This is a genomic window from Streptomyces macrolidinus, from assembly GCF_023887685.1.
GTDB classification, from domain to species: domain Bacteria; phylum Actinomycetota; class Actinomycetes; order Streptomycetales; family Streptomycetaceae; genus Streptomyces; species Streptomyces macrolidinus.
Genome location: NZ_JAMWMR010000027.1, coordinates 17,327 through 42,171 on the forward strand (window position 1 = coordinate 17,327; position 24,845 = coordinate 42,171).

A 24,845-nucleotide genomic window follows, 5' to 3' on the forward strand; every position below is an offset into this window, starting at 1 on the left:
CGCGCACGACGGGCGCGACGGGCGTACGGATATACGAATGCCGGGGCGTACGGGCGTACGGGCGTGAAGTGGCTCAGCGCGTCAGCCACTTCACCTCGTACGCCTTCATGGCGAACCGCTTGCCGTCGATCCGCGCGCTGATCGGCCGGTCGAGGGTGTTCACCACGAGGACCGTCCTGTCGGTGGCGAGGACCCGTACGTTGGGGACGTCGTCCTCGGCGACGGACACGGTCCGGTACGTGCTGCCGGGCGGGAACTCCTTGCCGAAGCGGGAGATCAGGTCGTACAGGGGCAGCGCCCGGCCGCCGTCGGCGCTGTCGGTCGAGGTCCACAGACAGCCGGGGCAGTCGGGGCCCTCGCGTTCCTCCGGGTTCCAGTAGAAGCCGGAGGAGGCGCCGCCCTCGACCATGGCGATCATCCCGGTGGCCTGCACGGCGACGCGGTGGTTCTCGCTCCAGCCCTTGCGGTCGTCGTTGTCGTCGGCGGGCTCGACGTAGTACTCGGCCCACCACAGCGGCAGGTCACCGATCCGCTTCCGTACCCACGCGCCGACGTCGGTGAGCTTGTCGGTGGCCGTGAACTCGTCGGGCAGCAGCTCGTCGTCCTTGGTGTAGCTGGAGCCGTCCACGACCACGAAGTCGGCACCCGCCTTGTGCCGGTTCCAGTAGTCGAAGGCGTCGAGGACCCGCTGGTCCATGGCGCCCCAGGGACCGCGCGGGCGCGCCGCGGCGTTCTGCTCCCCCGGGCCGACGCTGTCCATGACGAGGTACGGCCCGCCGACCATGATCTTGTCGTCGACCTGTTTCAGCGCCTTGTACACAAGGTTGTACAACCGGGTGTACCCCTCGTAGTCCCAGCGGCCCTCGGCGTTGTTCCAGAAGCCCTTGAACTCGTTCCAGACGACGAAGTGGCGTACGTCCGGATAGCGCCTGGCCACCGTCGCGGCGAGGGCGGCGTAGTCCTTGTAGTGGTCGGGGGTGGGGGCGGTCTCCAGGGCGGACTGGCTCCAGTCGGTGTTCGCGTCGCCCGGCGTGCCGCCCTTCATCCAGTCGGGGGCGCAGCACAAGGTCACGACGGGGGTGCCGCCGGACGCCCGGACGAAGTCGATCCGGCGGTCCATCTCCTCGAAGTCGTAACGGCCCTTGACCGGTTCGGGGTTGCCCGCGCCCCAGCCCATGATGTGCTGGTTCTGCGGCAGCCCCGCCCGCGAGAGCAGCCCTTCCACCCGTGCGACGGCCTTCGAGCTGCCCTGGTCGGCGCTGTACTGGGTGTGGGTGAAGCCCCAGCCGACATCCGGGGTCGGTGCCCCGCGCGGGGTGGCGGGCGTGCCGTGCACCCGGCCGCCGTCGCGGGTGGTGCCCGCGTCACCGGAGCCGCTGTCCGGCAGGGTGTTCATCAAGGTCGCGAGCAGGGCCAGTACGGCCGCGGTCGCACCGAGCAGTGCGGTGAGAGGCCACCGCCGTGCCCGCCGCGCCTCTGAATTCCCCCCATGACGTCGCATCAAGGACAACAGTATCGGCCGGAATCCGCCCGCGACAGATTCCGTCACCCGCCGACCGGACCACACGCGAGGCGCTTCCGGACGCAGCCCCACCCGTACGCCGTGCGCGGGATCGGGGACAGGCCGTGGAAATCCGGTGCGCGGGACGCCTGAGTGACAGATCATGGCGGCATGTCCGCGAACCCACACGACGCTCTGCCGATCCGGCTCACCGTCGACGACAGCGACTCGCCGTCCGACGTCGTCGACGCGCTGTTCCTCGGCCGCTTCGCGAAGGGAGAGCAGCCGTACTCGCACGCTGCGAACATCGACCGCGTACGCCCCGGGGCCACGCTCCTGCCGCCCGACGCCCGGCTGCTGCGCTGCGCCCGCGACGACGACCGCAGCGCGACCCTCGCCGAGGGGGACGGCTGGACGCTGCTGGTCTCCCGCTGGAACCGCGGCGCGGACGTCACGGTCACGGCGACCAGTGCCGACCTGGCCGAACAGGTGCTGAAGCAGGCCACGGACGGCGCGGCGGACGAACCGGAGCCGCAGCCGGAGAACGTGACGATGGGGTTCTGGTACGTGTCCCCGAGGCGCGGCCCGCACCGCACGACGCGGCAGATCTCGGCGGGCACGTGGGAGGAGATCCGCCCGAACTACACGGCGCCGGTCGCGGACGCCATGGACCGGCTGATGAAGACGACCCCGCAGGACATCGCGGGCCGTCTGCTGCTGTTGCACGGCCCGCCGGGCACGGGCAAGACGTCGGCGCTGCGCACGCTCGCCCGCTCGTGGCGGGACTGGTGCCAGGTGGACTGCGTCCTGGACCCCGAGCGGCTGTTCTCGGACGTCGGCTATCTCATGGACATCGCGATCGGCGAGGAGGACGCGGCGGGCAAGGGCCGCTGGCGGCTGCTCCTGCTGGAGGACTGCGACGAACTGATCCGCGGCGAGGCCAAGCACACCGCGGGCCAGGCCCTGTCGCGGCTGCTGAACCTGACGGACGGCCTGCTCGGCCAGGGCAGGAACGTTCTGGTGGGCGTGACGACCAACGAGGACCTGGAGCGTCTCCACCCGGCCGTCGTCCGCCCCGGCCGCTGTCTGGCCCGGATCGAGGTCGGTCCGCTGACCCGCCCGGAGGCGGTGGGCTGGCTGGGCCGCGAGGAGGGCGTGGGCCGCGACGGCGCGACCCTGGCCGAGCTGTACGCGCTGCGCCGGGGGACGACACCCGCCTCGGTGCCGGACCAGCGGCCGGGGGCGGACGCGGGGCTGTATCTGTAAGCACCTGGGTGTTTGATGGACGTATGACCCTGTTGGTCGGCACCTCGGGGTGGCAGTACCGGGACTGGCGGGACGTCCTGTACCCGGCCGGTGTGCCCATGCGGCTGTGGCTGGAGGAGTACGCGACCCGGTTCGCCACGGTCGAGATCAACAACGCGTTCTACCGGCTGCCGTCGCGGGAGACCTTCGAGAGCTGGCGGGAGCGGGTGCCGCGGGACTTCGTGGTCGCGGTGAAGGCGAGCCGGTATCTGACGCACATCAAGCGCCTGCGGGATCCCGCGGAGCCGGTGCGCCGCCTGATGACCCATGCCGCGGGCCTCGATGACCGGTTGGGTCCGGTCCTGCTGCAACTGCCGCCGACGCTCCGCGCGGACCCGGTCCTTCTCGACGAGAGTCTCGCCTGCTTCCCCTCCGGCACGCGGGTCGCGGTCGAACCGCGCCATGACTCGTGGTGGACGCCTCGGGTGCGCGGGGTGCTGGAGGCCCGGGGCGCGGCGCTGTGCTGGGCGGACGTGCTGTCCCGCCCGGTCACCCCGCTGTGGCGGACCGCCGGGTGGGGGTACGTCCGCTTCCACGCGGGCCGCGCCCGACCGTGGCCGCGCTACGGCCGCCGGTCCCTGACGACCTGGGTCCAGCGCGTCGCCGAGGCGTGGCCCGAGGGCTCGGACGTCTACGCCTACTTCAACAACGACCTGCACGCGGCGGCGGTCCTGGACGCGACGGCGTTCGCCCACGCGGCCACGACGGCGGGCCTGCCGGTGACCCGCACACCGTCTCACCTGCCGATCCCGGCGGACACGACACGATGACGGCGGTTGTGACGCGATGACGACTCTTGTCCAGTCCGCGCATGTTCAGTCCGCGCCTGCTCAGTCCTGTTCAGTCCGCGTACGCCGCCCGCAGGGCATCCCGTACCGCGGCCAACGCACCGGCCTCGTCCAGCCCGAGGCGCCTGGCTCGCTCCGCATAGGCCTGCGCGGCGGCTGCCGCCTCCCGCTGCGCGGCCGGACCCGCGGCGGCGACGAACGTGCCGTTGCGCCCCCGCGTCTCGATCACCCCGTCCGCCTCCAGCGCCTTGTACGCCTTGGCGACCGTGTTGGCCGCGAGGCCGAGGGACTCGGCGAGCCCGCGCACGGTCGGCAGCCGGTATCCCACCGGCAGCACCCCCGACCGGGCCTGGTCGGAGATCTGCATCCGCACCTGCTCGTAGGGCGGCGCGCTCCCGTCGATGTGGATCTTCAAAGTCACGGGGCGATTGTCGCGCACTCCGCGGGAAAATGAGGGGCGGTCGGGGCCTTGTTCCGCGTAGCGTGCGCGCCCATGACTGTGATCGTGCGCGACCTCACGCCCGAAGTGCCCGCCGACGTCGAGGACTTCGCCCGCGTCCGCCATCTCGCTCTGCCGTACATGCTGTGGACCCCGGACGCCGTCCGCCACCATCTCGCGCACAGCCACCCGGACGCCCATCGCCGCTACCTCCTCGCGGAGGAGGACGGCGAGGTGATCGGCACGGCCCAGGTCGGCCTCCTCCACGAGAGCCCGGAGCCGGGCCAGGCCCACCTCAACGCCTATGTCCACCCCGGCCGGACCCGGCGCGGCGCAGGCGACCTCCTCGTGCGCGCGGCGGAGGAGTATCTGGCCTCCCTGGGCGCGACCAGGCTGTTCGCCTGGGTCCTGGACGAGCCGGGGAACCGTGCCTTCGCCGAGCGGCACGGCTACCGGGGCAGCCGCCCCGCCCACTTCCTGCGCCTGGACCTGGCGCAGACCGCGCTTCCGCCGCTCGGCACCCCTCCCCCGGGTGTCGAACTGCGTACCGGCGCCGACTTCGCGGACGATCCGCGCCCGCTGTTCGAACTGGACGCGGAGACGGCGCAGGACGAACCGGGCGACATCGTCACCGAGTTCACGGACTACGAGGCCTGGGTCGAGGAGCACTGGAAGCATCCGCTCCTGAACCTCGAACTGACCTCGGTCGCGGTGGTGGACGGCCGTCCCGCCTCCTTCAGCGTGGCCTACACGGACGACACGGGCCGCTACGCCACCGCGATGACCGGCACCGCGCGCGCCCACCGCGGCCGGGGCCTCGCCAAGCTCGCCAAGAACGACTCGCTGCACCGGGCCCGCGCCGCCGGATCCACCGAGGCGTTCACGGGCAACGACGTGGGCAACGGCCCGATGATCGCCATCAACAAGTGGTTCGGGTACGAGATCTGCGCGACGGAGGTTCGGTATGTCCGTGAACTCGGCTGATACTGCTGCCCAGTTGGAAGTCGTGCTCGTCAAGGCGGGCCGTACGAAGATCCGTTATACGGCCGAGCTGCTCCATGACGACGGCACCCGGATCACCGTACGCGCCCCCTGGGCGGGCGACGGTGTCCGCGACTTCGGCTTCGTACGGTTCGAGCCCGGTGACGTCTTCACGGAGTACTACTGGCGCGACCGGTGGTACGCGGTGAAGGAAGTCCGCGACGGGCAGGGCGTGTTGAAGGGCTGGTACTGCGACATCACCCGCCCGGCCGTCCTGCACGGCGGCGAACTCGTGGTCGAGGATCTCGACCTGGACCTGTGGCGCTCCGCCGACGGCGCGACCGTACTGCGCCTGGACGAGGACGAGTTCGAGGCGAGCGGCCTCGCGGCGACGGACCCGCGGGCGGCGGCAGCCGCCACGCAGGCCCTCGACACCCTCGAACTCCTCGCTCGTCAGGGAGGCTTCGAGACGCTGCTCACCTGACCACACTCGGGGCCACCGAGGTTTCGGCCCCCTTCTTCCTGGCCATGTACCTGGTCATGCCACCCCAGTGACAGCCGCCGCTGACAGTCAGGTCATGACAAGGAGGCAGCAATGCGCCGAGTGACCGTGCACAAGCCCCTGAAGAGGGCCGCCTCCCGCCGGGAGCGGGAGGAAGCCGACGAGCGGACCGCCGAACGCTCCGAGGTACGCAAGGACATCGCACGCGTCTGGTGGCCGGACGACTGAACCTCCTTGACGCGTACGGCACTTGGGATCAGTCGAACACCGAGGTGCAGGTGGTCGCGGTGGCGTGGGCCGGGTCCAGGGCGTTGGCCACCTCATGGAAGGCGATCCGGTCGGTCAGCCCTATCGCCAGGTGCTCGGAGAGGTCGACGGGGCACAGGTTCTGCACCAGGACGTTGCGGACGTCCGAGCCGCCGAGGAACTGCGAGCGGTACGGCGTGACGACCTCGTCGTACTGAGTGGCGATGACCGTGTAGTGGACACCGGGCACGGTGTCGCCGCCCGCGTTGAGCTTGGTCAGGAACGCCGAACCCGCCATCTGGTCGGCGACGCCGGGTACAGCCAGGGAGAGCAGGTCCTCGGCGCCGGGGAAGTACGGCAGCAGGTGGGTGAGCCCGTTCAGGGTGGTGCCGTGGTTGTCGGGCGCGATGCCGACGAGGGAGTTCACCTTGGCCGCGCCACCGAGGAACTTGAGGTAGTAGCGCGGCATCATGCCGCCCTGTGAATGGCCGACGAGATCGGCCTTGGCCGCGCCGGTCGCGGTGAGCACCCGGTCGACGAAGACCTGGAGTTGCCCGGCGGAGTCGGCGATGGGGGCCAGCCCGTGGAAGACGGGGACGCCGGGCAACTGGCCGTAGTCGAGCGAGAAGACGCAGTAGCCGCGGTTCACCAAGTAGGGCGCGAGAGCCAGCCAGTTGTCGACGGAGTTCCCGAACGTGCCGTGCACGAGGACGACGGGGCGGGGGTGGGCGGCGGACGGCTTGCAGGAGTAGTCGTTCCACCCCTGGTGCGACGCGGCGGGCTCGGCGGCGGCCTCGGCGGTGGCGACGGGGACGAGGCCGGCCGCGACGGTCAGCAGCAGCGCGGCCAGCGGTCTGAGCAGGCGTTTCCACGGCAGCATCGGGTGATCTCCTTGCGACTCACGGACGGGTGCGACGGTCGGTCGTCCTGTGATCCGGATCACGAGGATGCTGTTCTCTCGCCAAGTTACGAACGCGTAGCGCAGACGGGAAGTTACGCGTCGGTAAAACTTCCCCACTTCTCCGCCCTCCTCGATGGAGTTAAAGTAATCGAACGAACGTACGACAGATATGTCGGGCGAATGGTCGAAAATGGGGTGGAGTAGTGGAGGTGCGGCATGGCGGGCTTCGCTCATCTGCATGTCGCGTCCGGTTACTCCGCCCGGTACGGCGGCGCCCATCCCGAGCACCTCGTCCGGCGGGCGGCCGAGCGCGGCATGAGCGCGCTCGCGCTCACCGACCGGGACACCGTCACCGGCGTCGTACGGTTCGCCGAGGCCTGCGCCAGGGACGGGATCCGGCCGCTGTTCGGGGTCGACCTCGCGGTGGAGGCCCTCGCGCCCCCTCCCCCGGCCCCGCGCCGCCGCACCCCGGCGCGCGGTGGCGCGCATGTGGTCGAGCCACCGCTGCGGATCGTGCTGCTCGCCCAGGACCGGGCGGGCTGGGCCCGGCTCTGCCGCATCACCTCGGCCGCCCACGCCGATGCCCTGGACGGCAGGGCACCAGTGGTGCCCTGGCAGGCGCTGCGTGAGTACGGCGGCCCCGGCCTGATCGTCCTGCTCGGACCGCTCGCGGAGCCGGTACGGGCCCTGGCGGCGGGCCGGGAGGACGTCGCGGTGAAGCTGCTGGCGCCCTGGCGGGAGATCTTCGGGACCGGGGTCCGGCTGGAAGCCGTGGCCCATCACCAGTACGGCACCGGGCCCGGCTCGCTCCGGCTGGCCGCCCGCACCCTGGCGCTGGCCGACCGCACCGGCACCACCGCCGTGCTCTCCAACGCCGTGCGCTACGCCGACCCCGACCAGCACCGCCTCGCCGATGTCCTGGACGCCGCGCGGCTGTTGCGGCCCATCGACCGGCGCCGCCTGGACAGCGGGCAGCGCTGGCTCAAGGACGAGGCCCGGATGGCGGACCTCGCGCGGCTGATCGCGGACTGCGCCGGAGCGGACGCCCGGCGGGCGAGCCGCCTGCTCGCGGACACCGCCGCCACGGCCGCCGCGTGCACGCTCGACCCCGTGGCGGACCTCGGCCTCGGCACCTCGCATCTGCCGGAGCCGGAGGTGTTCGGCGCCGACCCCGGTGCGGGCGGCGCGGCGCGGCTGCTGCGGCAGCGGTGCGCGGAGGGTCTGGCCCGGCGCGGCCTGGACCGGGACCGGGCCGCGCTCGACCGGCTGACCGAGGAACTCGCCGTGATCTCCCGGCTGGGCTACGACGCGTACTTCCTCGCCGTCGGCCAGGTCGTCGCCGACATCCGCGCGAAGGGCATCCGGGTCGCGGCCCGCGGCTCGGGCGCCGGGTCGATGGTGTGCCACGCGCTGGGCATCGCCACCGCCAACCCGCTCGACCACCGGCTGCTGTTCGAACGCTTCCTGAGTGTGCGCCGGGCCTCACTGCCCGACATCGACATCGACGTGGAGTCCGCCCGGCGGCTCGAGTGCTACGACGCGATCTTCGAGCGGTTCGGGAAGGAACGGGTGGCGGTCACCGCGATGCCCGAGACCTACCGGGCCCGCCGCGCCCTGCGGGACACCGGTCTCGCCCTCGGGATCGCGCCCGCGGAGGTCGACCGGATCGCCAAGAGCTTCCCGCATCTACGGGCCGCGGACATCACCGGCGCGCTCGCCGAACTGCCCGAACTGCGGCAACTCGCGGCCGAGGCGGACCGGTTCGGGCCGCTGTGGGAGCTGGCCGAAGGGCTCGACTCCCTGATCCACGGCATGGCCATGCACCCCTGCGGAGTGGTCATCAGCGACGCGACGCTCCTGGACCGGCTGCCGGTGCAGCCGACCCCCCAGGGCCGGTACCCGATGGCGATGGCGGCGAAGGAGGAGACCGAGGCGCTGGGCAACATCAAGCTGGACGTCCTGGGCGTACGGATGCAGTCCGCGATGGCCCATGCCGTCGCGGAGATCGAGCGGACGACCGGCAACCGGATCGACCTGGACGACCCGCGGCAGGTGCCGCTCGACGACGTCTTCGCGTTCAAGCTCATCCAGGACAGCCAGACCCTCGGCCTGTTCCAGTTGGAGTCCCCCGGCCAGCAGGACCTGCTCTCCCGGCTGCAGCCCCGCGATCCGCAGGACGTCATCGCCGACATCAGCCTGTTCCGTCCCGGACCGGTCGCCGGGGGCATGCCCGAGCGGTACATCGCCGCACGCCACGGCGACGCGCCCGCCTACGCCCACCCGGACCTGGAGCCGGTGCTCGCCGACACCTACGGCGTGACCATCTGGCACGAGCAGATCATCGAGACGCTGTCGGTGCTGACGGGCTGCGACCTCGCCCTGGCCGAGGTCGCCCGGCGGGCGCTCGGCGACAAGGCGCGGCTGCCCGGGGTCAGGGACTGGTTCCATCGCGAGGCGCGCGCCCGCGGGTACGCCCCTGAGGTCCTGGACGAGGTCTGGAAGACCGTCGAGGCCTTCGGCTCCTACGGCTTCTGCCGGGCGCACGCGGTCGCCTTCGCCGTACCGGCCCTGCAGAGCGCCTGGCTCAAGGCGCACTACCCGGCGTTCCTGCTGGCCGGTCTCCTCGAACACGACCCCGGTATGTGGCCGAAGCGCGTCCTCGTCGCGGACGCCCGTCGCCGCGGTGTGCCGGTCCTGCCCGTCGACATCAACCGCTCCGGGGCGCGGCACAGCGTGGAGCGGACCGACGAGGGGCGGTGGGGTGTGCGGCTCGCGCTGTCCGCGGTGCGCGGCATCAGCGACGCCGAGTGCGCGCGGATCGAGGAGGGTCGGCCGTACGGATCGCTGTCGGACTTCTGGCAGCGGGCCCACCCGAGCAGGCCCGTCGCCGAACGCCTCGCGGAGATAGGCGCGTTGACCCCCCTGCACGACGGGCGTCTGACGCGGCGCGATCTGCTGCTGCAGATCTCCGAGGTGCACCGGCAGTCCCGTACCCGGGCCGCGGGGACGGGCCAACTGCCCCTGGACGCGGGCGCGGTCGGTGGTTCGGAGCCGAGCGGTCTGCCGGAGCTGACCGGACGCGAGACCCTGAGCGCGGAGCTGAGCAGCCTCGGTATCGATGTCTCCCGGCATCTGATGGAGCATCACCACCGGCTGCTGCGGGAGATCGGCGCGACCGACGCGGCGCATCTGGCCGGGGTGCGCCCGGGGCGGCAGGTCCTCGTCGCCGGGGTGCGGGCGGCGACCCAGACCCCGCCGATCCCCAGCGGCAGGCGGATCATCTTCGTCACCCTGGAGGACGGCTCCGGCCTGGTCGATCTGGCGTTCTTCGAGGACTCGCACCCGGCCTGCGCGCACACCGTCTTCCACAGCGGACTGCTGCTGGTACGCGGCACGGTCCAGGTGCGCGGCACGCGCCGTACGGTCGTCGGCACCATGGCCTGGGACCTGGAGCAGATCGCCGCCGCCCGCCGCGACCACGGCCCCGAGGCCGCCCTCGCCCTGCTCGGCGCCGACCGCCCGCACCCGACCCCCGCCCAGCCGCAGCGCACCCTGGCCAACGGCACGACGGGCGCCCGCCTGCACCCGTACGCCGACCTGCTCCCGGCCGGCGACCGCTCGGCCGACCTGCGGAAGCTCGGCTACACGAGCCCCGGTGCGGCGGGCTGACGTGTCACGCGGGCGGCGGTCCCGCCAGCGCCTTCTCGTGCTGCATCCGCGTCAGCCCCAGCACGACGGCGATGGCGAGCACCGCGGCCACGCTGTCGACGACATCGGCGAACAGTGCCATGACGGACGCATCGTTCAGTTCCGAAGCGGTCTCGGCGCGGAGGGACGACTTGAAGGCGACCTGGTCGGCGAGGAGCGAGAAGAGCCACAGCGCCCACCAGGTGTTGATCAGCCCGTGCGAGCGGCGCGCACCCCAGGGGGTACTGGCGTCCCAGATGTCGGCAGCGATCCGGCGCGGGAACCAGAGGCCCACGACGGGGGTGAACCAGCCGCCGATCGCCCAGCCCCGCGCCTTGCTGTGCGCGGACCGGTCGAACACCTCGGCGTTGACCCGGACCCGGTAGAACCAGCAGAGATACAGGACGACGCTGATCGCCATCGTGGTGAGCTGGACGAAGCCCGACACGGCGGACATGCGGTCGGCGTGGGCGGCGCGCCGGGTCACGTCGTCGCCGTGGCCGCCGTCCGCGATGACGCCCGTGATGTCGATCTCCAGGAAGTCCGCCCAGACGGCGAACAGGTCCGCGGCGATGACGAGTCCGAGCGCGATGGCGGCGGCCCGGCCGAGTCCGACCGGTGACCGCAGCCAGGGACCGGGGGCACCTGTGTACACCGGGGCGGGGGCACCCCCGTACGCCTGGCCGGGGACACCCGCGGGCGTCGGACCGGGTGGCGGCGGCGCGACGATCGCGGCGCACTGGGCGCACAAGGTGCCGCCGGACACGGCGGCGACGTGGCGGCAATGGGCACAGAGCATGGAGGTCCCCCCAGGAAGGCGCATGAGACAAGCGCAGACGTGGACATGCCGTGCACGGCTCTCCCCGAGGCGCACACAGCATCCGGAAGATACGTTTCCGCTACCCTCCGTGTCCACCTCGATTCACATCCAGGTGGTCAAGTCGCACAAATATTCGAACAAGGGCTACGGTGGAGGCGAGGAAGCGCCCGTGACCCATGGGGCGCCCGAGGGACCCCGGGAGGTGCGGAATGGCCACGCGGCAGCGGCACATCGCCCACCTCCATCTGCACGCCGCGCTGACGGAGGACGTGTACGAGGACATTCTCGAACTGATGTCCGGCCTCACGCCGCATGTCCAGGCCGTCCCGCCGCACGCCGTTCAGCTCGATCTGACCTCGGCGCTCCGGTACTTCCAGCAGTCCCCCTACGACATGGTCCAGATGGCGATGCTCCGGCTGAAGGCCCTCTACGGCATCGAGTCCAGCGCCGGGCTCGCGGGCAACCGCATGCTGGCCGTCATGGCGGCCGACGCGTCGGCACCGGGAGACACCACCTGGGTCCCCGCCGAGCACGCCGCCGCATGGCTGCGCCCCCGCCCGCTCATCGCGCTGCCGGGGATCGGCCGCGTCACCGCGACCACCCTCCACCGGTACGGTCTGCACACCATCGGCCAGATCGCCGACCTGCCCCCAGCGACCCTGCAACGCCTCCTCGGTGTCCGCCAGGCCCGGCTGCTGTCCGAGCGCGCCCGCGGCCATGACCCCCGCCCGGTCGCCCCGCTGGACCCGGCGGCGCATCTGACCGCCGATCTCGTCTTCGACCGGGACTGTCTCGACCCCGCGGAGCACCACCGGGCCGTCCTCGGCCTCGCCGAGCAGATCGGCACCCGCCTGCGCGGCGAGGGCCAGGTCACGGCCCGTATCACCCTCACCGTGCGCTACGCCGACCGCAGTTCGACCACCCGGACGCGCAAGCCGGCCGAAGCCACCGACCACTCGCCCGCCCTCGCCACCGCCGCCCTCGGCCTGTTGGCCGGTCTGGGACTGCAGCGGGCGCGGGTACGTGCCGTCGCGCTCCGCGCCGACGATCTGCTGCCGGCCGGTGCCGCGCACCACCAGCTCTCCCTGGACCCCGGTGACGACCGCGCCCGCGCCGCCGAAGCCGCCGCGGACAAGGCCCGCCGCCGCTTCGGCTCGGGGGCCGTGCACCCCGCCACGCTGGCCGACGGCCGTCGGGGGCCTGCGTCGGCCATGCGATAGACGGCGGGCGGACAGGCGAAGGTCCCGCCCCCGAAGTACGCGGGGCGGGACCTCACTTGGTGCGGGAAGGGTCAGCCGATCTCGGCGCCGACGGCCGACAGCGCCGTGGTGACGGGCTGGAAGAAGGTCTCGCCGCCCGAGGTGCAGTCGCCGCTGCCGCCGGAGGTGAGGCCGATCGCGCTCTCACCGTCGAAGAGCGCGCCCCCGCTGTCACCGGGCTCGGCGCAGACATCGGTCTGGATGAGGCCGTTGACCGTGCCCTCCGCGTAGTTCACGGTCGCGTCCAGGCCCGTGACGGTGCCGGAGTGCACCTGGGTCGTGGAGCCGCTGCGGCTCACCTTCTCGCCGACCGTCGCCTCGGCCGCCTTGGTGATGGTCTGCGTGGAGCCGTTGTAGAGGTCGACCGCGCTCGGGTGGTCCACGTCCGCCGTGTACTTGACCAGCCCGTAGTCGGTGCCCGGGAAGCTGGACTCCGCGTTCTCGCCGATCTCGGTGCCGTCGGAGTCCGACCAGGTGGAGATCGCCTCGGTGCAGTGCCCGGCGGTGAGGAAGTACGGCTCGCCGTCCTTGACCACGTTGAAGCCGAGCGAGCAGCGCCCGCCGGACCCGGTGATCGCGTCACCGCCCGCGATGAACGCCTTGTACTCGGCCTTGGTCCTGCGCAGTTCGGCCCGTCCGCCCAGAGCGTCGACGACCTTGCCGAGCTTCGCCCACTCGGCCTTCGAGACGGTCTTGTCGGCCGTGACGACGACCTTGTTGCTGCGGGGGTCGGTCGCCCATGAGGTGCCGGGGATGGTGGCGTCCTTGGTGAGCTTGGTGCGCGCGCTCGCCAGGTCGGTCAGGGAGTTCTCGACGATTCTGGCCTGGGCCCCGGCCGCCCGGACGGTCTGCGCGGCCTTCGCGTCGACCACGTTGACGACGAGGTGCTTCGTCTTCGCGTCGTAATACGTTCCGGCCGCGTCGGCGCCCAGGTCCTTCCCGAGCGTCGAGGCGAGCTTTCCGGCCGCGCCGGCCGAGAGAGTGTGGGGCACCTCGGTCTTCGGGGCCTCGCTCGCGTTCGCGTTCTGGAAGGTGACAGCCGCGACGATCAGTGCGGTGACACCCGCGCCGGCCAGCGCCGCGCGCCGCTTGGGTATGTGTCGGTGCTTCAACTCACGTCCTCCTGTGGGGGGTCCGGCCGCGCGGGGAATGTGGGGACCGTCGCGACCGGAAGGCGTACGGGAACGGAGGCGGCGCAACTGCTGGGGCCACGTCCGAACCCGCCGTGCGGCGCCCACTATTCCGAGGCCGACAGGGCGCACACAAGGTCGACTTCAGGACGTGTGTACGTCAACGAACCTACGGTTCCGAAGGGTTGAGCCTCGCCTGGTCGTCGCCGCGCTGTTCCCATTGCAAACACTGACGGTCGACCGTCCGTGCGCGGCCTGCGAGGTCTAGTCCTGTCCGGATCTCATCGTCTCGGGGCCCGGGGCCACGCGGGTAATGGGGTGCGGGAGTTGCTTCTGCATCGATTGCTCGGCGGCACCCGAAGGGGTGCGGACACGTACGAGCCCCCGTGCGTCGTCGACGCACGGGGGCTCGGGTGCCGCCGACTGCGGAACGGCGGCCGGGCGGGTCAGCCGATGCTCACGCCGAAGTGGCTGAGGGCCGCGGTGACCGGCTGGAAGAAGGTCGTGCCGCCGGAGGTGCAGTTGCCACTGCCGCCGGAGGTCAGGCCGTAGGCCACCGAACCACCGTAGAGGGGACCGCCGCTGTCGCCACCCTCGGCGCAGACCGAGGTCTGGATCATGCCGTAGACGATGCCGTCACTGCCGTAGTTGACGGTGGCGTTCAGCGCGGTGACCTTGCCGCTGTGCGTGCCCGTGGTGGAGCCGCGCCGGTAGACGGTCGTACCGACGCTCGGGGTGGCGGCGCTGGAGATGGTCTGGCTGCCGACCGTACTCGGGTGCGAGATCGAGGAGTTGGTGTACTTCACCAACGCGTAGTCGCTGCCCGGGAAGGTGTAACCGGAGTTCGTGCCGAGCACCGTGCCGTGACCGGAGTCGGAGTACCACGTGGAGGCGACCGCCCCGCAGTGTCCGGCGGTCAGGAAGTAGTACGTGCTTCCGCTGTGCACGTTGAAGCCGAGCGAGCAGCGGTAGTTGCCGCCGTAGATGGCGTCACCACCGGAGATCAGCTTGCTGAACCTGCCCGGCGTGTGCTTGATGGTGAGGGCGCCGGCGTTGCTGCCCGCCGCCTCCTTGATCTTCGCGATGTCGGCGTCGGAGACCCTGCTGTCGACGGTGACGACGACGCGGTGCGTCGCGGGGTCGACGGCCCAGGCGGTGCCCGCGACATCGGACTTGAGCACCGAGTCGCTCACACTGCTGAGCTGCTGCGCACTGAAGGTCGGTGCGTCACTCGCGTTCGCGGTGGGGACGGCGAACGCCGCCGCGGCCAGGAATCCGGAGGCCACGGCGATCAGCCGGGTCCATCTGGTGGCGGTGCGTGTGGGGGTGGTGCGCTTGATCCTCACTTGTCGTTCCCTCCAAGGGAATTCGGGGGCCCGCGCTGTGGGGTGGGGGCCCGTGAGGCGCAGCCAGGAGCGGTATGCCCGGATTGCGAACATGCCGTGCCCCTGACAAGCACTACGGGGAGTATTCGGGCGTACGGCCGAACGACGCAAGGGTGCCTTTCGGCCGTAGCTCCCTCGACTCCCCGTGGGGCGCGGCGCGTTACCGTCCAGCGACCCCACGGGACGGTGGCTCAGCAGTCGCAGCCGCAGTCGCACCCGTCACAACTGCAGCAGTTGTTGCAACAGTTGCAGCAGTCACAGGCATCGCCGCAGCCGTCACAGCAGTCGCAGCAGTCACCGCAGTCACGGCACCAGCCCTCGCGCCGCCGCCGCGACCAGGCCCCCTCGTACTGATCGGCGCAGCACACCTTGCACGAGCAGCACAGCCCGACGGCGACCGCGCACCCGGCCAGGAAGCCACGGCCGGGGCGCGGCGGCTCACCGCCGGGGTGGCCGCCGCCCGGCGGACCGTCCGGGTCGTACGGGTGCCGGGGCGGCGCGTAGGGGCCCTGCGGGGCCTGCGGGCCACCCGGCGGCGGACCGAACGCGCCCTCGGCGCCGTGCGAGCAGGACTCGGTGCCGAAGGCCCGGTCCACCGAGCGCCGCAGTTCGTGCACGAGCAGCACATGCGCGAGCCGCCGGCCGGTGTCCTCGCCCTCCGCGCACCCCCCGGACCCCCACTCCACCTCGCGCAGCGCGAGCCGGATCCCGTACAGGGCGTCATTGGCCAGGCGGCGGGCCTCCGTCAGCGAGGTCCCGGTGTGGGTGAGCGGATTCCAGGCACCCGACGCCGCGTCGGCCTCCTGGTCCTCCACGGCGTCCAGCAGATGCGCGAGCCGTCCGAAGAGCCGCCCGGCCTCGGCCAGCGGCGCGGCGTTGCCGGGGCGCCCGGCCAGCACCGCCGTGTGCGCGAAGGCGGCGGCGGTGGCGGTCTCGGTCGGCTCGGTGACGGTCAGGAGGGAGGTGCCGGGCCCGGCGAGCGCCTCGATGCCGACCTGGCGGTCCACGGCGTCCACGAGCACGGCGGTGTCGAAGCCGACGGCCGAGCCGCCCCGCGCCCCGGCCCTGCCCCAGCTCGCGGCGACCCGGCGCGCGGCGACCGCCACCGGCTTGCGCGCCAACAGCCCGTCCCCGTCGGCCGCGTGGTCGCGCACCTTGGCGGAGGCGAGCACCAGCGAGACGGCGGCGGCGAGCCGCGCCCCCTCACCCCGCGCGACGGAGGCGGTGCGCATCCCGCGCAGCGGACAGGGGCCCGCGGTGCGCCGACCGCCGTCGGCCCACTCCACCTGAGCCTCCGTCAGCACGGAGATGAGCAGCCCGTCGTAGTTCGTCACCACCCGGGCCAACTGTCCGTGGTCCTCGCGCAGTGCGAGACACAGCCCGCACAGATGCGCCATCCACTGGGCACTGAGGCCCTCCCCCAGCCGGTGACGGCAGGGCCGCACGATGCCGAACACGACACTCCCCCATGGTCCGTACGACGTTGAGCGGCGGCATCGTATCTGCCCCCTCGTTCACCCGTACGCACCGACCGTCACCCATCCGCCGCCGTAGATCATATTTCACTCACAGTCAGCAGCCGTACGCCCCAAGCCCCTTGCGGGAAGCGGGCCCTCGACGGACGCGTTGTGCACCAGTACCGTCACGAAACCCCCGCGCGGCGCCTATCCCCTTGGCGCCGCATCCGCATCATGAACGACCATGGGATGGCGCAGGGCGTGAAAGACCGCTGTGAGAGGAGGCGTCCATGGGATCGGTGCGCAAGGCGAGTGCCTGGCTTGGCCTCGTCGACGACAACGATGACGAGCGTTACTACGAAGACGACTACGCCGAGGGCCAGGAGCAGGGCGAGGCCTGGGTGACCGACCCCCGTGTGCAGGTCGCGTCCGACACGGCGGCGGACAAGGGCCGGCGGATCGGCACGGTGACCCCGGACAGCTTCCGGGACGCCCGGATCATCGGCGAGATGTTCCGGGACGGCGTCCCGGTCATCATGAACCTCACGAGCATGGAGGGCGCCGACGCCAAGCGCGTCGTGGACTTCGCGGCGGGCCTGATCTTCGGCCTGCACGGCTCGATCGAGCGTGTCTCCACCCGGGTCTTCCTGCTGACCCCCGCGCACACGGAGATCGTCAGCGGCGAGGCCGGGAGCCGGCGGGACAAGGGCTTCTTCAACCAGAGCTGAGGCAGGGCCGCTCACCGGCCCTGCCCGCTCGGGGATCCGTACTCCGGGATCCGTACTGCGGGATCCGTACTGCGGGATCCGTACTGCGGGATCCGTCAGCGGAAGGCGTCGAGCCCGGTGAGTGCCTTGCCCAGCACGAGCTGGTGCATCTCGACGGTGCCCTCATAGGTGAGCACCGACTCCAGATTGGTGGCGTGCCGCATCACGGGGTACTCCAGCGAGATCCCGTTGGCGCCGAGGACGGTGCGCGCGGTGCGGCAGATCTCGATGGCCTCGCGGACGTTGTTGAGCTTGCCGAAGCTGACCTGTTCGGGGCGCAGCCGTCCCGCGTCCATGCGCCGCCCCAGATGGTGGGCGAGCAGGATCCCCTTGTGCAGTTCGACCGCCATGTCGGCGAGCTTGGCCTGGGTGAGCTGGAAGCCGCCGATGGGCCTGCCGAACTGCTCCCTGGTCTTCGCGTACTCGACGGCGGTCTCGAAGCAGGTGCGGGCGGCGCCCATGGCCCCCCACACGATCCCGTACCGGGCGTGGGAGAGACAGCCGAGCGGCCCCTTGAGTCCGACGACGCCGGGCAGGACGGCGTCGGCGGGCAGCCGTACCTCGTCGAGGACCAGCTCGCTGGTGACGGACGCCCGCAGGGACCACTTGTGCTTGATCTCGGGGGCGGCGAAGCCGGGACGGTCGGTGGGGACGACGAACCCGCGGATCCCGTCGTCGGTACGCGCCCAGACGACGGCGACTCCCGCGACGGACCCGTTGGTGATCCACATCTTGCGGCCGCTGAGCACCCAGTCGGACCCGTCGCGCTTGGCGTAGGTGCGCAGGGCGCCCGGGTCGGAGCCGTAATCGGGCTCGGTGAGCCCGAAGCAGCCGATGACCTCACCAGCGGCCATCCGGGGCAGCCACTCCCGCTTCTGCTCCTCGCTGCCGAACCGGTGGATCGCGTACATCGCGAGCGATCCCTGCACGGACACCAGGGAGCGGATCCCGGAGTCGGCGGCCTCCAGCTCCAGGCAGGCGAGCCCGTACTGCACGGCACCGGCCCCGGCGCAGCCGTACCCGGTCAGGGACATCCCGAGGGCGCCGATGCGGCCCAGCTCACGGGCCAGTTCCCGGATCTCGGGCAGTTCGCCGCGCTCGTACCAGTCGGCGATGTGCGGCAGCACGCGCTCGGCCGCCCAGCTCCGCACGGTGTCCCGGATGGCGAGATCCTCGGCGTCCAGCAGGTCGTCGAGCCCGAGCGGATCGGTGGGGTCGAAGGACGGCATCGTCGGGGACGCGGACATGGGCAGCCTCCGTGACACTGAAAACTAGCAGCGCTAACACGGTGACGTTACGGGGCGGTCGCGCGGTGCGTCCACTCCCGGGGCCCGGTGACGGTGCGGCGCGCCGCGGTCACGCGGAGATGCGGGTGTTCCTGGCGTCGTGGCGGGCCTTGCGGGGGGCCGGGACCGCGCTCGCCGGGGTGTCCGGGGCGGGCGGCGGCGTCGGGGTGTCCTCCGGGGCGGGCGGGTCGCAGGTCATGACCCGCGGCAGCCGCAGGGCCATGACCGCGCCGAGCAGCAGCAGGCCCACGCTGACGAACAGCGTCACATGCAGGCCGTGCACGAAGGACTCCCGGGCGGCGTGGCGCAGGGCCGCGCCGCGCGTGCCGCCGAGGCGGTCGGCGACCTCGTACGCCTCGCCCAGCGAGTGCGCGGCGGACGTGGAGGCGGACGCGGGAACGCCGGGCACCGAGGACAGGCCGGGCGCGTAGGCCGCGTTCATCACACTGCCCAGCAGCGCGATCCCGATGCCCGCGCCGAGCTGGTACGACGTCTCGCCGACCGCCGCCGCCCCGCCCGCCTGGGTCTGCGGTGCCTCGCTCAGCATGGACTCGTACGCCCCGAAGAGCGTCGTCTCCAGGCCGAAGCCGAGCAGGACGAAGCCGGACAGCAGCAGAGTCGAGTCGTCCTTCGTGCCCATCGCGGTCAGCAGGGTCACCGCCGCGGCCGTGACGCAGAAGCCGGAGACGACCATGCGGCGCGGGCCGAAGCGCTGGAGCACGCTGCGGCCGGCCAGGCCCGCCGCCATCGCCGCGAAGGTCAGCGGCAGCAACCGCAGCCCGGTCTGGAGCGGGGAGAGGTGCAGCACCAGTTGCAGATACTGCGCGGCGATCAGTTCGAGACCGACCAGCGCGAGCATCGCCAGCACGATGCACCCCACCGAGGTACTGAAGGCGGGCCGGGCGAAGGTCCGCAGATCGATCAGCGGGTGGGTACGGCGGCGCTGACGGCGCACGAACGCGGTCAGCAGGCCCCCGCCGGCCAGCAGGAACAACAGGGTCCACAGGCCGAACGGCGCCTCGCCGCCGAGCCGCTTCACGCCGAGGACGAGGAGGAAGAGACCGGCCGCCGCCATCAACGCGCCGACCACGTCCCAGGGACCGTCCCGGTCGCCCTTCGACTCCGGCAGCAGCATCCGTCCGACGGGCAGGCTGACCAGCATCAGCGGGATGTTGATGAGGAAGACCGACCCCCACCAGAAGTGCTCCAGCAGGAAGCCGCCGAGCAGCGGCCCGATCGCCGCGCCCACCGCGGCCACCGCGCTCCAGATGCCGATCGCCAGCGCCCGCTCCCGGCGGTCGGGGAAGACATGCCGCAGGATGGACAGGGTCGCGGGCATGATCATCGCGCCGCCCACGCCGAGCAGCGCCCGTGCCGCGATCAGTACTTGGGCGTCATGGGCGAGGGCCGCCACACCGGAGGCGACGCCGAAGAGGGCGTATCCGGCGAGCAGGACCCGTCTGCGTCCGACCCGGTCGCCCAGCGTGCCGAAGAGGATCAGCAGGGAGGCGCACACCAGCGGATAGGCGTCGACGATCCAGAGCAGCTCCATCGCGCCCGGCTTGAGGTCCTCGCTGACGGCGGGCACCGCGACATGCAGCACGGTGGCGTCGACGGCGACGAGCAGCAGGCTGACGCAGAGCACGACGAGGACGACCCAGCGGCGCGCACCGTCCCCGGTCTCCCGACGGCGCGATGCGGCGGCGGCCGTGGTCGTCCCGGACATGTACGTACCTCCCAGATGATCCCTCGCTTCGGCGGATCCACGGGAGGGGGACGACCCCGCGGCTGCGGCCGGGAGGAGCGGTACTCCCTGTACTCCACGGCCCACGCAACGATGCGAGTGAGTCGCCAGACTACGCGAGTTCCGACAGCCGTCGCGTGGCGGACCTCTCATGTTCCACGGGAAGCGGGTGTGGCATGCACCACGCCTCCCCGGAACCGCCACATCCGCGGGGCGTCTCCGGGCCCCCGCGACCTCGATAATCGAGCGCGTGACCGATCTTGAAACGCGCCCGGCGCCGCCGCCCCGCGTCGGTGCCGTGCGCCGGGCCGCCCCCGCCCTGGCGGGGTACGCGGCGGTCCGTGCCGTGGGCCTCGTCGTGCTCGCGCTGTGGAGTGCGGCGCGGGGCACGAGCGCGCACACGCTGCTGACCGCGCGCTGGGACGCGCTCTGGTACACCCGGGTCGCCGAACTCGGCTACGGCTACGAGGTCCGCCTCCCGAACGGCGACGTGCACGCCGACCTCGCGTTCTTCCCGCTGCTGCCCTGGCTGGAGCGGGCGGGCGCGGCGCTGACCCCGCTGTCGTACGCCGACGCGGGGCTCCTCGTCACCACGCTCGCCTCCCTGGCCGCGGCCTGGGGGATCTTCGCCGTTGCCGAACATGTGTACGACCGCCGGGTGGGCGTCTGCGCGGTACTGGTGTGGGCGGCGCTGCCCGTCGGGGTCGTGCAGTCGATGGCGTACAGCGAGTCCTTGTTCACGGCGCTGGCCGCCTGGGCGCTGTACGCGGTGCTGACCGGCCGCCTGGTCACGGCGGGGCTGCTCGCCGCGCCGGCGGGGCTGACCCGGCCGGTGGGGGCCGCGGTGGTCGCGGCCGTGTGGGCCGCCGCGCTCACCTCGTACGTCCGAGACCGGCGCACGCGCGGGGGCGCGCTGTCCATACGCCCCGCCGTCGGCATGCTTCTCGCGCCCCTCGGCGCCGCCGGGTACGTCCTGTGGGTCGGCAGGCGCACCGGCCAGGGTCTCCTCGGCTATCTGGACGTCCAGGCGGGCTGGCGCAACGGCTTCGACGGCGGCTACGCCTTCGCGCGCTTCATCGCGGGCAAGTTCACCTCCTTCCCCGCCGCACTGGCCGGTGTCGGGCTGATCGCCGGGGTCGTCCTGGTCCTCTGGCTGTACGGGGTGGGCGTACGGCAGCGTCAGCCGCTGCCGCTGCTGGTGTACACGGGGGTGGTCACCGCGCTCGCACTGTGCGCGTCCAGCTACTTCGGCTCGAAACCCCGCCTTCTGCTGCCCGCCTTCCCTCTGTTGCTGCCCCTGGCCCGAGCCCTCGCCCGGATACGTCTTCCCAGGTCGGCCGCGATCCTCGGCACCGCCACGGCCGTCTCGGCCCTCTACGGCGCGTTCTGGCTGAACGGATCGGGGCCGCCATGATCCATTTCGCCGGAACGGGCGGAACGGGCGAGCGGTGAGCGAATTCCCGCTCCCGCTATTCGACGAACGAATAGGTACGGAGCCTGAACGGGAGTTGTCATGGAAGTTGCCGCGGCGAAGGAAATGGAGGACCTGTGCCGCCCTCCATTGCCGAATTCACGGAAATCGACTTGCTCTTGAGAGCAATCCCACATCACATCGTCATTACAAATCCGGTGAATCGACCGGGCGGGCTGCTCACGCGCTGTAACGTCGATTGACGTGCGTACCGAAACCAAGCTGAGCCGTCTGGACCGGGTCTTCGCCCGGTTGGACCGTGAGCCGGAACGACCGGCCCACATCGACGTGCCCAGGATGAGCCGGCACCGGGTGGTCCTCTTCTCGGCCACCCTGGCCTTCTACGCGGCGATCGTGTGGGCGGTGGTCATCTCCTCCTGGCTCGTCCGGCTCGACTGGCAGGTCATGTTCTTCCGGCCGTACCAGCAGTGGCCGCAGGTCCACGCGTTCCTCGACTACTACGTGGTGCTGGGCCAGCGCGGCCCGACCGCCGTGATGGTCGCGGCCTGGCTGGGCTGGCGCTCCTGGCGGCAGCACACCCTGCGCCCGCTGCTCTCGCTGGGCACGGCGCTGCTGCTGCTGAACGCCACGGTGGGCGCCGCCAAGTACGGCATGGGCCGCCTCGGGCCGCACTACGCGACGGTCATCGGCTCGAACGAGATGTGGCAGGGCGGCGATATATTCCCTTCCGGCCACACCGCCAACGCCGTCGTGACCTGGGGCATCCTGGCCTATCTGGCGTCCACCCCGCGGGCCAGGCGCTGGCTGTCCGCGCTCTCCGCGGTGATCTCCCTCGGCGTCGGCCTGACCACCGTCTACCTCGGTACGCACTGGCTGAGCGATGTGCTCCTCGGCTGGGCCGCCGGGCTGCTCGTCCTGCTGGCGCTGCCCTGGTTCGAGCCGCTGACCGCCCGCGCCGAGATGGGCATCTTCTCGCTGCGGGACCGTCTGCGCAGCCGCCGTGCCGCCACGGCGCCGGTCGCGATCCCCGTCGGTGCACCCGCGACGGTGGTCCCGCCGCGCGTGGCGGGAGCCATGGACCAGGAGACACCGTCCCAGAAGCCGGCCGCCGCCGCCCGTACGTCCCGGTCCCACGGCTATCTGACCCCCGGGCCGCACACCCCTCGCCCGGAGCGCACTCCGCTGACACCGGTGGGCAGCCGCCGACCGCCGCACACGGAACGGGTCCCGCGCGGCGCCGCCTCCGCCCGGCCCGTGGCGGGCGGCTGAGCAGTCCCCCCGCGGGCTCCGGTACGCGCCCGCTCGTCGAAGGCCCCGGCTCGGGTGAGCCGGGGCCTTCTTCACGGTCCGTCACCGATGGCCGGTCAGCCCTTCCAGCATCGTTTGACCCGGCCGTTCTCGACCTCGAAGTTCAGCCGCCCGTAGCGGTATTCCAGGGTGATGATCGCGCCCGGCGGCAACGAGCGGACCGTGGTCCAGCCGCGCTCACGGGCGAGCCGCTCGGCGGCCGGGGCCGCCAGGCCGACATACGCCTCCGGCGGGTCCTCGGGGTCTGCGCCAGGGGTGGGAATGGGTGCCATGCGGCCACGTTAGGCCTCTGGCCCCGGCCACGGAAGTCGAGACCGGCCGTCCCGGCCGCACCTCCCCCTCCGGTCACGCTTCTGTCACAGAACCACGACACCCGTATCGCCTCAACGGCGTCACACGTACGAGGGGTTCCCGACGTGTCGCACACTTCCCCATACTCAATTCGGGGCCGGGTCGGGGAGCGGCGGGCGATGCGTCGCATTACCCGGCGGAAATACCCGCGCCGGGGCCGTGTCGGCCCTTTCCCTTCGGATTCCGGAATACCCGTCGCGCCGCCTGATTGCGTCCGCGAAACATGCGTCTTCGGTACGGGAATCCATGGAGGTCCGGACGGCTACGGGTGCGATGCGCGCGGGGGCGACGCCGGGCGGAGGCGTCCGGGACGGCCGAGCGGGACAACCGGCCGGGCTCGGGCGGCGACCGGCAACACCTCGTCCGTCCGCGTCAGTTCACGTCAGCCCACCGTCACCCACGAGTCGGCGTCTTCCAGCCACCCGTTCATTCGCTGATTTCCGGATATATCGATCAGCGACCCTGGTGACACGTGACCCTCGACATGGGTCAACTGCCCTTCCGTCAGGGGTAGTTGATGCCCGGGAACCCAACTCCCGCCCGACCTCCGCCTCCGCTCCGGATGCCGCGACTCCGATCTCTTTCGGGCGTGACTTGGGCCATAGATCGCCCGTTGTCATCTGCATGAGCCGGGGACCCCCCGGGCTCATGGGCCGGGAGCCGCCCGGCACTGTCACGCACCGCATCCCGAGGGAGCCACCCGTGCCGCGCATGCTCGACGTCAGCGACGCCGTACGCGCCGAGATCGGCGACGAAGAAGCCGACCGGCTGCTCGCCGGAGTCAACGCCCCGGGCAGTTACGACTGCACTTCCTGCCGCACCCCGGGCGACTCCGAGCAGGAGCGCACCAGCACCGTCCTGTTCGTCGGCGAGGAGACCGCCGTTCTCGCCTTCGCCCACTCCACCTGTCTGCCCTCCCAGGTCGTCCAGGTCACCGAGGAGCAACTCCAGGGCGCCGTACGCTCCATCACCGCCGACGAGGGGGTCGCCACCAGAGATGTCCCCGAGCAGGCGGTGCTGGGCGTCACGAGCGGACTCGTCCTGATCGCCGGGGAGTTGCACCCCGCGCTCGTCGTGGAGCCGACCGCGCCCATCGTGCGGCCGGGCACGGTCGGCGTCGGCGACGACTTCCTGCCCCTGCTCATCGAGCAGGGCTTCATGCCGCTGACCACGATCGAGTCGATGCCGCCCGTCCTGCACGGCTGGTCCGTCCTGCTCGCGGTGGGCCAGTTGCACGCCGTGCTGCAGCCGAGCACCACCGGCGGCCAGCCGGTGGCCTGGTGGCAGGCGCACCAGCCGCTCCAGGTCACCGACGGCTGGCGCGCGGCGGCCAACAAGCACCAGCAGGTGCTGATGTTCGCGGCGCCGGTGGGCTCGATCGGCCGCCAGCCGCGCGAGGACCTGCTGCGCGGGGCGCTGGACCAGGCGGCGGTGAACGGTCAACTGGTCGCCGCCGCCCTGCCGCTGGCGGGCACCTGAGCCCGTACCGGGGCCGGTGCGAGGGCGGCGCGGGGGCGCGGGTCTGATCAGCGCATCTCAGTGATCGACCGCATCCC

Annotated in this window: 21 protein-coding genes; 11 read left to right on the forward strand and 10 right to left on the reverse strand. The window is 71.9% G+C overall.

What is annotated here, in order from left to right; all coding sequences use genetic code 11:
• Window positions 1-73: 73 nt before the first annotated feature.
• Entirely contained in the window at window positions 74-1,501 is a 1,428-nt protein-coding gene (locus NGF19_RS24630; protein WP_252427504.1) for a GH39 family glycosyl hydrolase, read from the reverse strand.
• A 171-nt stretch (window positions 1,502-1,672) separates the two neighbouring features.
• Between NGF19_RS24630 and NGF19_RS24635 the strand changes: the two genes are divergently transcribed.
• Together NGF19_RS24635 and NGF19_RS24640 are read left to right on the forward strand one after the other, a co-directional pair.
• Entirely contained in the window at window positions 1,673-2,767 is a 1,095-nt protein-coding gene (locus NGF19_RS24635) for a DUF5925 domain-containing protein (RefSeq protein WP_252427505.1), read from the forward strand.
• A 23-nt stretch (window positions 2,768-2,790) separates the two neighbouring features.
• Entirely contained in the window at window positions 2,791-3,576 is a 786-nt protein-coding gene (locus NGF19_RS24640; protein WP_252427506.1) for a DUF72 domain-containing protein, read from the forward strand.
• Window positions 3,577-3,646: 70 nt separating this feature from the next.
• On the opposite strand, the gene NGF19_RS24645 is transcribed toward NGF19_RS24640, so the two are convergent.
• Complete coding sequence (locus NGF19_RS24645; protein ID WP_252427507.1) at window positions 3,647-4,015, reverse strand: GntR family transcriptional regulator; 369 nt, start codon at window positions 4,013-4,015, stop codon at window positions 3,647-3,649.
• A 72-nt stretch (window positions 4,016-4,087) separates the two neighbouring features.
• On the opposite strand from NGF19_RS24645, the gene NGF19_RS24650 reads away from it, so the two are divergent.
• From NGF19_RS24650 to NGF19_RS30805, 3 genes are all read left to right on the forward strand, one after another.
• Window positions 4,088-5,017, forward strand: coding sequence for a GNAT family N-acetyltransferase (locus NGF19_RS24650; RefSeq protein ID WP_252427509.1), 930 nt, complete (start codon window positions 4,088-4,090; stop codon window positions 5,015-5,017).
• Window positions 4,998-5,498, forward strand: coding sequence for a ribonuclease FAU-1 family protein (locus NGF19_RS24655; RefSeq protein WP_252427511.1), 501 nt, complete (start codon window positions 4,998-5,000; stop codon window positions 5,496-5,498). The genes NGF19_RS24650 and NGF19_RS24655 overlap by 20 nt, the downstream gene beginning before the upstream one ends.
• Window positions 5,499-5,609: 111 nt before the next feature.
• The gene (locus NGF19_RS30805; RefSeq protein ID WP_289737138.1) at window positions 5,610-5,744 is read left to right on the forward strand and encodes a hypothetical protein; all 135 of its coding nucleotides are present in this window, start codon (window positions 5,610-5,612) and stop codon (window positions 5,742-5,744) included.
• 28 nt (window positions 5,745-5,772) lie between these two features.
• Here NGF19_RS30805 and NGF19_RS24660 read toward each other — a convergent pair whose 3' ends face one another.
• Window positions 5,773-6,642, reverse strand: coding sequence for an esterase/lipase family protein (locus NGF19_RS24660; RefSeq protein ID WP_252427512.1), 870 nt, complete (start codon window positions 6,640-6,642; stop codon window positions 5,773-5,775).
• A 237-nt stretch (window positions 6,643-6,879) separates the two neighbouring features.
• Here NGF19_RS24660 and NGF19_RS24665 point away from each other — a divergent pair, with 237 nt between their 5' ends.
• A complete protein-coding gene (locus NGF19_RS24665; RefSeq protein WP_252427514.1) occupies window positions 6,880-10,332 on the forward strand; it encodes a DNA polymerase III subunit alpha in 3,453 nt (1,150 codons plus the stop codon).
• A 4-nt stretch (window positions 10,333-10,336) separates the two neighbouring features.
• Here NGF19_RS24665 and NGF19_RS24670 read toward each other — a convergent pair whose 3' ends face one another.
• The gene (locus NGF19_RS24670; RefSeq protein ID WP_252427516.1) at window positions 10,337-11,149 is read right to left on the reverse strand and encodes a DUF4328 domain-containing protein; all 813 of its coding nucleotides are present in this window, start codon (window positions 11,147-11,149) and stop codon (window positions 10,337-10,339) included.
• 230 nt (window positions 11,150-11,379) lie between these two features.
• Between NGF19_RS24670 and NGF19_RS24675 the strand changes: the two genes are divergently transcribed.
• Window positions 11,380-12,390, forward strand: coding sequence for a DNA polymerase Y family protein (locus NGF19_RS24675; RefSeq protein WP_252427518.1), 1,011 nt, complete (start codon window positions 11,380-11,382; stop codon window positions 12,388-12,390).
• A 71-nt stretch (window positions 12,391-12,461) separates the two neighbouring features.
• Here NGF19_RS24675 and NGF19_RS24680 read toward each other — a convergent pair whose 3' ends face one another.
• The 3 genes from NGF19_RS24680 to NGF19_RS24690 all read right to left on the reverse strand — a co-directional run bounded on the left by NGF19_RS24680 (window position 12,462) and on the right by NGF19_RS24690 (window position 16,401).
• On the reverse strand, window positions 12,462-13,541 hold the full coding sequence (locus NGF19_RS24680) for a S1 family peptidase (RefSeq protein ID WP_252427520.1): 1,080 nt from the start codon (window positions 13,539-13,541) through the stop codon (window positions 12,462-12,464).
• Window positions 13,542-14,005: 464 nt separating this feature from the next.
• Window positions 14,006-14,905 (reverse strand): S1 family peptidase, encoded by a 900-nt coding sequence (locus NGF19_RS24685; RefSeq protein WP_252427522.1) that lies wholly within the window; start codon window positions 14,903-14,905, stop codon window positions 14,006-14,008.
• Window positions 14,906-15,135: 230 nt separating this feature from the next.
• Window positions 15,136-16,401 carry a DUF5685 family protein gene (locus NGF19_RS24690; protein ID WP_252427523.1) on the reverse strand — a complete coding sequence of 422 codons (1,266 nt, stop codon included), beginning with the start codon at window positions 16,399-16,401 and terminating at the stop codon, window positions 15,136-15,138.
• 290 nt (window positions 16,402-16,691) lie between these two features.
• Here NGF19_RS24690 and NGF19_RS24695 point away from each other — a divergent pair, with 290 nt between their 5' ends.
• Window positions 16,692-17,129, forward strand: a complete 438-nt coding sequence (locus tag NGF19_RS24695; protein ID WP_252427524.1) for a cell division protein SepF — start codon at window positions 16,692-16,694, stop codon at window positions 17,127-17,129.
• Between the two features lie 95 nt (window positions 17,130-17,224).
• Here the strand turns inward: NGF19_RS24695 and NGF19_RS24700 are convergent, their stop codons facing one another.
• Window positions 17,225-18,415 (reverse strand): acyl-CoA dehydrogenase family protein, encoded by a 1,191-nt coding sequence (locus NGF19_RS24700; RefSeq protein ID WP_252427526.1) that lies wholly within the window; start codon window positions 18,413-18,415, stop codon window positions 17,225-17,227.
• A 109-nt stretch (window positions 18,416-18,524) separates the two neighbouring features.
• Entirely contained in the window at window positions 18,525-20,180 is a 1,656-nt protein-coding gene (locus NGF19_RS24705; protein WP_252427528.1) for an MFS transporter, read from the reverse strand.
• A gap of 268 nt (window positions 20,181-20,448) precedes the next feature.
• Between NGF19_RS24705 and NGF19_RS24710 the strand changes: the two genes are divergently transcribed.
• Both NGF19_RS24710 and NGF19_RS24715 read left to right on the forward strand, forming a co-directional pair.
• Window positions 20,449-21,612 carry a glycosyltransferase family 39 protein gene (locus NGF19_RS24710; protein WP_252427529.1) on the forward strand — a complete coding sequence of 388 codons (1,164 nt, stop codon included), beginning with the start codon at window positions 20,449-20,451 and terminating at the stop codon, window positions 21,610-21,612.
• A gap of 261 nt (window positions 21,613-21,873) precedes the next feature.
• Window positions 21,874-22,899 (forward strand): phosphatase PAP2 family protein, encoded by a 1,026-nt coding sequence (locus NGF19_RS24715; protein ID WP_252427531.1) that lies wholly within the window; start codon window positions 21,874-21,876, stop codon window positions 22,897-22,899.
• A 95-nt stretch (window positions 22,900-22,994) separates the two neighbouring features.
• Here NGF19_RS24715 and NGF19_RS24720 read toward each other — a convergent pair whose 3' ends face one another.
• Window positions 22,995-23,210 (reverse strand): I78 family peptidase inhibitor, encoded by a 216-nt coding sequence (locus NGF19_RS24720; protein WP_252427532.1) that lies wholly within the window; start codon window positions 23,208-23,210, stop codon window positions 22,995-22,997.
• A 781-nt stretch (window positions 23,211-23,991) separates the two neighbouring features.
• Here NGF19_RS24720 and NGF19_RS24725 point away from each other — a divergent pair.
• A complete protein-coding gene (locus tag NGF19_RS24725; RefSeq protein ID WP_252427533.1) occupies window positions 23,992-24,768 on the forward strand; it encodes a DUF8842 C-terminal domain-containing protein in 777 nt (258 codons plus the stop codon).
• The last annotated feature ends 77 nt before the right edge of the window (window positions 24,769-24,845 follow it).

Coding starts and splice junctions, on each gene's coding strand:
- NGF19_RS24630 (WP_252427504.1), bottom strand. CDS start 1,501: ATGCGACGTCATGGGGGGAATTCAGAGGCGCGGCGGGCACGGCGGTGG.
- NGF19_RS24635 (WP_252427505.1), top strand. CDS start 1,673: ATGTCCGCGAACCCACACGACGCTCTGCCGATCCGGCTCACCGTCGAC.
- NGF19_RS24640 (WP_252427506.1), top strand. CDS start 2,791: ATGACCCTGTTGGTCGGCACCTCGGGGTGGCAGTACCGGGACTGGCGG.
- NGF19_RS24650 (WP_252427509.1), top strand. CDS start 4,088: ATGACTGTGATCGTGCGCGACCTCACGCCCGAAGTGCCCGCCGACGTC.
- NGF19_RS24655 (WP_252427511.1), top strand. CDS start 4,998: ATGTCCGTGAACTCGGCTGATACTGCTGCCCAGTTGGAAGTCGTGCTC.
- NGF19_RS30805 (WP_289737138.1), top strand. CDS start 5,610: ATGCGCCGAGTGACCGTGCACAAGCCCCTGAAGAGGGCCGCCTCCCGC.
- NGF19_RS24660 (WP_252427512.1), bottom strand. CDS start 6,642: ATGCTGCCGTGGAAACGCCTGCTCAGACCGCTGGCCGCGCTGCTGCTG.
- NGF19_RS24665 (WP_252427514.1), top strand. CDS start 6,880: ATGGCGGGCTTCGCTCATCTGCATGTCGCGTCCGGTTACTCCGCCCGG.
- NGF19_RS24670 (WP_252427516.1), bottom strand. CDS start 11,149: ATGCTCTGTGCCCATTGCCGCCACGTCGCCGCCGTGTCCGGCGGCACC.
- NGF19_RS24675 (WP_252427518.1), top strand. CDS start 11,380: ATGGCCACGCGGCAGCGGCACATCGCCCACCTCCATCTGCACGCCGCG.
- NGF19_RS24695 (WP_252427524.1), top strand. CDS start 16,692: ATGGGATCGGTGCGCAAGGCGAGTGCCTGGCTTGGCCTCGTCGACGAC.
- NGF19_RS24700 (WP_252427526.1), bottom strand. CDS start 18,415: ATGTCCGCGTCCCCGACGATGCCGTCCTTCGACCCCACCGATCCGCTC.
- NGF19_RS24705 (WP_252427528.1), bottom strand. CDS start 20,180: ATGTCCGGGACGACCACGGCCGCCGCCGCATCGCGCCGTCGGGAGACC.
- NGF19_RS24720 (WP_252427532.1), bottom strand. CDS start 23,210: ATGGCACCCATTCCCACCCCTGGCGCAGACCCCGAGGACCCGCCGGAG.